This is a genomic window from Leptolyngbya sp. CCNP1308, from assembly GCF_034932455.1.
In the GTDB taxonomy this organism is placed as follows: domain Bacteria; phylum Cyanobacteriota; class Cyanobacteriia; order Phormidesmidales; family Phormidesmidaceae; genus Nodosilinea.
Window position 1 is genome coordinate 1 of sequence record NZ_JAYGIH010000090.1, and the last position, 5,171, is coordinate 5,171.

The 5,171-nt window shown below is 58.1% G+C and carries 5 protein-coding genes and 1 pseudogene; 3 read left to right on the plus strand and 3 right to left on the minus strand.

The window, feature by feature from the left end:
- Window positions 1-127 (minus strand): annotated as a pseudogene (locus tag VB780_RS25525) (photosystem II D2 protein (photosystem q(a) protein)); the annotation flags it as partial.
- Window positions 128-637: 510 nt separating this feature from the next.
- Between VB780_RS25525 and VB780_RS25530 the strand changes: the two are divergent.
- The 3 genes from VB780_RS25530 to VB780_RS25540 all read left to right on the plus strand — a co-directional run bounded on the left by VB780_RS25530 (window position 638) and on the right by VB780_RS25540 (window position 3,246).
- Window positions 638-1,204 carry a photosystem I assembly protein Ycf4 gene (locus VB780_RS25530; RefSeq protein ID WP_323354010.1) on the plus strand — a complete coding sequence of 189 codons (567 nt, stop codon included), beginning with the start codon at window positions 638-640 and terminating at the stop codon, window positions 1,202-1,204.
- Window positions 1,205-1,301: 97 nt separating this feature from the next.
- A complete protein-coding gene (locus VB780_RS25535) occupies window positions 1,302-2,045 on the plus strand; it encodes a peptidylprolyl isomerase (RefSeq protein WP_323354011.1) in 744 nt (247 codons plus the stop codon).
- On the plus strand, window positions 2,038-3,246 hold the full coding sequence (locus VB780_RS25540) for a beta-ketoacyl-ACP synthase (RefSeq protein ID WP_323354014.1): 1,209 nt from the start codon (window positions 2,038-2,040) through the stop codon (window positions 3,244-3,246). The genes VB780_RS25535 and VB780_RS25540 overlap by 8 nt, the downstream gene beginning before the upstream one ends.
- Window positions 3,247-3,301: 55 nt before the next feature.
- On the opposite strand, the gene VB780_RS25545 is transcribed toward VB780_RS25540, so the two are convergent.
- Together VB780_RS25545 and VB780_RS25550 are read right to left on the minus strand one after the other, a co-directional pair.
- On the minus strand, window positions 3,302-3,544 hold the full coding sequence (locus tag VB780_RS25545; protein ID WP_323354012.1) for a hypothetical protein: 243 nt from the start codon (window positions 3,542-3,544) through the stop codon (window positions 3,302-3,304).
- Window positions 3,545-3,628: 84 nt separating this feature from the next.
- Window positions 3,629-4,918 carry an MFS transporter gene (locus tag VB780_RS25550; protein WP_323354013.1) on the minus strand — a complete coding sequence of 430 codons (1,290 nt, stop codon included), beginning with the start codon at window positions 4,916-4,918 and terminating at the stop codon, window positions 3,629-3,631.
- Window positions 4,919-5,171: the final 253 nt, after the last annotated feature.

The window sequence follows — 5,171 nt, forward strand, 5'->3', positions numbered from 1 at the left end:
TAAAGGCGCAGGGAAACAGCAGTAGGCCTGACCAGCCGATAAAGACAAAGCGATCGCGCTTGAGCCAGTCGTCGAGAACGTCGAACCATCCTCGCTCGGCTTGCGCGCGTCCCATTGCTATGGTCATGTCAAATCCTCTTTATATGACATCCAATCCATAAGGTCGCAGCTCTGATGGATCCAAGCTAGGCCTGGCAGAGCATAACCTCAAAGCAGGGGTTAGTAACTACTAAGTATTCCAGATATTAGAGCCAGGGAGAATAATATTCCTGCTCCAATCATCAATACCCCCTGTTTGAGTCGCACCGGTGGCCCTAGAAGACAAGCCTCTAGAGTCCAGGTTTCTATTTATGATAAGGAGTGTTCTATTTTTTTACAATCTGACATGTAATTTCTCAGGCTAGCGGGGCCTGGGCTTGGGCTCTGGTAAAGCGTATATTGACCAGAATGCCTGGCCTGGGCAGACCTCATGATGTTTAGACTGGGTTAATTCAGTGTTTATATAGTGTAAGACCAGGCGATGTGCCCACTTCGCTGGTTCCACTTCTGAGCAGAGCGGTGGCCTCGGGTGCGCCCGTACCAGACCTGCTGCTAGGTTTTCGTCACCCTTCTCTATAACTATCGCTTGTTAAGATCTATGACTGCCTCCCTGTCGTCTACTCAATCTCAAACCCTGAAGCGTACCGTGCTGGGGGCTCGCCGCCTGAGCAATATTTTTTGGGCTGTGGTGCTGACCTTAGGCGGGCTCGGGTTTGCCCTAGCTGGAGCCTCCAGCTACCTCAAACAGAACCTGCTGCCCTTTTCTGACCCAACTCAGCTGGTGTTTATTCCCCAGGGTATTGCCATGGGCTTTTATGGGGTGGTCGCCCTGGGTTTGGCCACATTCCTTTGGATTGTGATCAGTTTGGATGTGGGCGGTGGGTACAACAGTTTTGACAAGGCCAGCAACCGCCTCCAGATTGTGCGCAGCGGCTTTTGGGGCGAAAACCGCCGCATTGAGATTGAACACCCCCTCGAAGAGGTGACGGCGGTGCGGGTAGCCATTAAAGAAGGCCTCAACCCCAAACGCGCCCTTTACCTGCGTATCAAGGGCCGCCCCGATATTCCGCTGACCCGTGTGGGGCAGCCGATTCCTCTGGCTGAGCTAGAAAACCAGGGGGCTGAACTGGCGCGGTTTTTGCAGGTGCCCCTGGAAGGACTGTAGGAGGTCACTCAGGTGAGTTCTGGGCGACATCTCCCCCGCCCCTAGACCCGTGCGATACCATGGGGGGTCGGTTGAACTATTAGGAATTGACGCATTAATGGCTTTCTCTACACGCCCCTTTACCCTGGCCCTAGCCGCTCTACTGACCCTATGGTTGGGGGCCTGCACTAGTTCTCCCCCCGTAGACTCTACGGGTGAGGCTCCCGTAGACCCTGGCATGACCGAGGAAGTCGCGGCGGCCCCGACTGGGTTGCCCGTGCTGGAGGGGACCGCAACCGTGGAGATGATCGTGAACGGCAGCCCCATTGTGATGGAGCTAGACGGCGAGAACGCCCCGATTACGGCGGGTAACTTTGTGGATTTGGTGAACCGTGGCGTGTACGACGACCTGGTGTTTCATCGGGTGGTGCGCGACCCTGAGCCCTTTGTGGCCCAGGGCGGCGACCCCCAGAGCAAAGACCCCAGCGTGCCGGCTCAGCAGCTGGGAACGGGCAGCTTTATCGACCCCGACACCCAGGCTCCCCGCTACGTTCCGTTAGAAATTAAGCCCGCTGGGGCGGCAGAGCCCATCTATAGCCAAACCTTTGAAGAAGCCCGCATTAGCGATGCTCCAGAACTGACCCACACGCGCGGTGCGGTAGCCATGGCGCGATCGCAGGCGGTAGATTCGGCTTCGGCCCAGTTTTACATCACCCTGGCGGAGCTGCCCTTTTTAGACGGTAGCTATGCGGTGTTTGGCTACGTCACCAGCGGCATGGAAGTGGTAGATGCCATTGAGCAGGGCGATCGCATTGAGTCGGCGCGGGTCACCGCCGGGCTGGAGAATTTGAAGACTGAGTAGGCGAAACTCTGAGGATCAGGCCGTTGTTGTCACTGGGGTGGGGCTGGTCACAGCCCTGGGAACCACGGCAGCCGCGACCTGGGAAAATCTCCTGGCTGGGAAATCGGGCATTCGTATGGCCCAGCCGTTTCTAGACATGCCGGCGCGGCCCTTGGCCATGGTGGGTGATAGGCCCGCTGATTTTGAGGATTTGCTGGGGCTGGCGGTAGCGGAGGCGATCGCCGATGCCCAGCTTACCCTGCCCCTGCCCGACTGTGGCGTGGTGATTGGCTCTAGCCGGAGCTTTCAGGGCCGATGGGAACGGATGGCCCGCGCTCAGTCGTGGGAAGACAACCCCTGGCTGGCGGCGCTGCCACACATGGGGGCGATCGCCGTTGCCCGCCAGATTCAAGCCCAAGGCCCGGTGCTGGCCCCCATGGCGGCCTGTGCCACGGGGCTGACGGCGATCTTTCAGGGCTATGAACTGGTACGGCGGGGGCAGTGCGATCGCGTCGTGGTCGGTGCCGCCGAAGCGCCGATTACACCGCTCACTCTGGCGGGGTTTGAACAATTGGGAGCCCTGGCCATTACGGGCTGCTATCCCTTCGACGTCCAGCGCGAAGGCCTGGTACTGGGGGAGGGGGCGGCGGTGCTAGTGCTGGAGTCAGAAGCCTCCTGGCGGGAGCGATCGGGGCCAGAGGCCTACGGACGCATTCTGGGGGGCGGATTTAGCGTTGATGCCTACCATCGCACCGCGCCCGATCCGGGGCTGGGGGGCAGTCGTTTAGCGCTCAAGAATTGTCTTTACTACAGCGGTCTAAATCCTCAGCAGGTCAGCTACGTCCATGCCCACGGTACTGGGACGAGACTCAACGATGCCCATGAGGTGCAGCTATTGACGGAGGGGTTGGCTCCACTGCCGTGGATGAGTTCGACCAAGGGAGCGACCGGGCATACGCTGGGGGCCTCAGGGGCGATCGGTGCAGCTATTTGTTTGATGGCCTTGCGCCATCAGGTGCTGCCGCCGAATGTGGGTTGGCGACGGGAGAGTATTTACCCAAACCTAGTTACCGAGTCGATATCAGCTGCACTCCAGGCTTCCCTATGTTTGAGTTTTGGCTTTGGGGGGCAAAACGGGGTGCTGGCCCTTGGGCGCTGGGGCGATTCCGGAACAGATACTTGTTCCGAGTCGGTTCTCGAAAGCAGCGCAGCAGCAGCTTAAACGAACATTAAAGGTCGAGCCATAACAGGGGACTGGGGAATGACGCTGTGATCTGTTAGCCCAAACTGTTAAAGAACTTCATTGCCATCTGGGGCAGGTGGCTAACCTCAAACCAAAGCTGCTTGGGGCTGATGCCAAACAGGTATTGCAGGGCCACGAAGATCACCACCAGGCCAATGAGGGGGACAAGCCCGACGCTGAGAATTCTGAAAAATAGCTGGGAGACTAAAACCAAGACGGCGATCGCCGCTATCAGCAGCACCAGCTGAGAATCGGCAGAATTGAACAAAGCATCCATGGGGCAAGCAACGGTTGAAGGATCAATCGACAAAAAACTCAGGTCATCCTAACTCAGATGCCCAGAGCAATTGTGTGGTGACGGTTACGATGGATCGATGGATAGCTCAGGGCTACTGCTTTCGATCGCCGGAGGCAGTTTGACCCGAAGGGTTTCAAACCCCCACAGCAGCCCAATACACAGCACGGTGCTCAGTCCCACCCCCAGCCAAAACCGCTGGGCTACTACCGCCGACTGATCCATAGCCCAGCCCCCTAGGAGCGGGCCAATAAAGTAGCCAATCGTCCAGCATTGAGAGCTGACCGCGACATAGGCACCCCGCAAAGATTGCGGGGCCAAGTCGGACACCGTGGCCACAAAGAAGGGCTTGTAGGCCACCGATGCCAGGGATAGCAGACACAGCGCCACGATCGCCCAGACAAACTGGGCCTCGGCAAAGGTGCCCGCCGCCCACAGCAGGGCAAAGCCAAGACCCCAGAGGGCGATCGCCCCGGTCAGCACCCAAATTCGCCGCAGCGGCGTCAGCAAACTTGTGGTCGGAATTTGCAGCACCGCCCCCACCCCGATGTAGCAGCCGGTAAACAGACTGGCCGTGCTGCCGATCGACACCCCCGGTATCGGGTCGCTGCCCGCCATCACATTGGTGAAATACAGCGGAATGGTGCTGGTTACCAGAGCCACGTAGGTGGTGAAAAAGCTGTTGGCGGCCATAAATACCAGCAGGGCTCTATCTTTCAACGCGCTAACAATGCCGCCGCCCGCGCGTTCAGCCTTGAGCTGGGGCTGAAATTCTTCGGCCATGGCCCCCTGCACCAGCCCAAGAAAAGCCAGAAACATCACCCCACAGCCCACAAAAATCAGCTCTGGGTCGGCAGCCACCACGGTCAACAGAGCACTGCCGCCCAAAATACCCAGGCCGACGCCCACATACTCGGCGACACCCATGACAGCAAAGGCGCTGCTGCGGCCCTCTGACTCCGTCACATCCATGACGGCGGCACTGGAGGCCGTCCAGTAGAACCCCAGACTGAGGCCCAAAATAAAGCTGGCCACCACCAGCAGCCACAGGCTATGGGCAATCACCAAAATCGCCGATACCGCCACTCCTAACAGGGCGGCTAAGGTCAGCACCGCCCTACGGCCAAATTGGGGTGAGTCGGCCAGGGTGCCCCCCACAAAATGCCCCGCCACCTCGGTAATGGCGCACAGACTGAGGGCAAACCCGACGGAAGTCGCCGAAAACCCCATCTGGTTTACGAACAAAATAGGAATGTAGAAATTGATTAGCCCGTAGCTCACCTGAATGAGCAGCCGCCCTAGCGCCTGGATGGTGACCTGACGATTAGACAACTGGAGCGCGAAGAACAACTTCATGGGCTGAGGTCTAAAAACATAGCGGTTGGCCAGCTGGCTTCTTAGTCAGGCTTTACATCCAGATTTTATTCAACGGGGTGGAGTCAGACTCGTCTGTGTCAGAGACTGCATAACCCGGCTAAGACTGGTATAGCTATAGCCAGTCTGATTAGGACATAATCTAGAGGTAGAGACATCCCCACCTGTGTGCCATGGCCAAACCCTACAGCCTCGATTTGCGACAAAAAGTCGTTGACGCCATCGAACTGGATGG

What these genes read in the sequence shown, in the direction of transcription:
- VB780_RS25530 (WP_323354010.1), top strand. Translation starts at nt 638, where the DNA reads ATGACTGCCTCCCTGTCGTCTACTCAATCTCAAACCCTGAAGCGTACC.
- VB780_RS25535 (WP_323354011.1), top strand. Translation starts at nt 1,302, where the DNA reads ATGGCTTTCTCTACACGCCCCTTTACCCTGGCCCTAGCCGCTCTACTG.
- VB780_RS25545 (WP_323354012.1), bottom strand. Translation starts at nt 3,544, where the DNA reads ATGGATGCTTTGTTCAATTCTGCCGATTCTCAGCTGGTGCTGCTGATA.
- VB780_RS25550 (WP_323354013.1), bottom strand. Translation starts at nt 4,918, where the DNA reads ATGAAGTTGTTCTTCGCGCTCCAGTTGTCTAATCGTCAGGTCACCATC.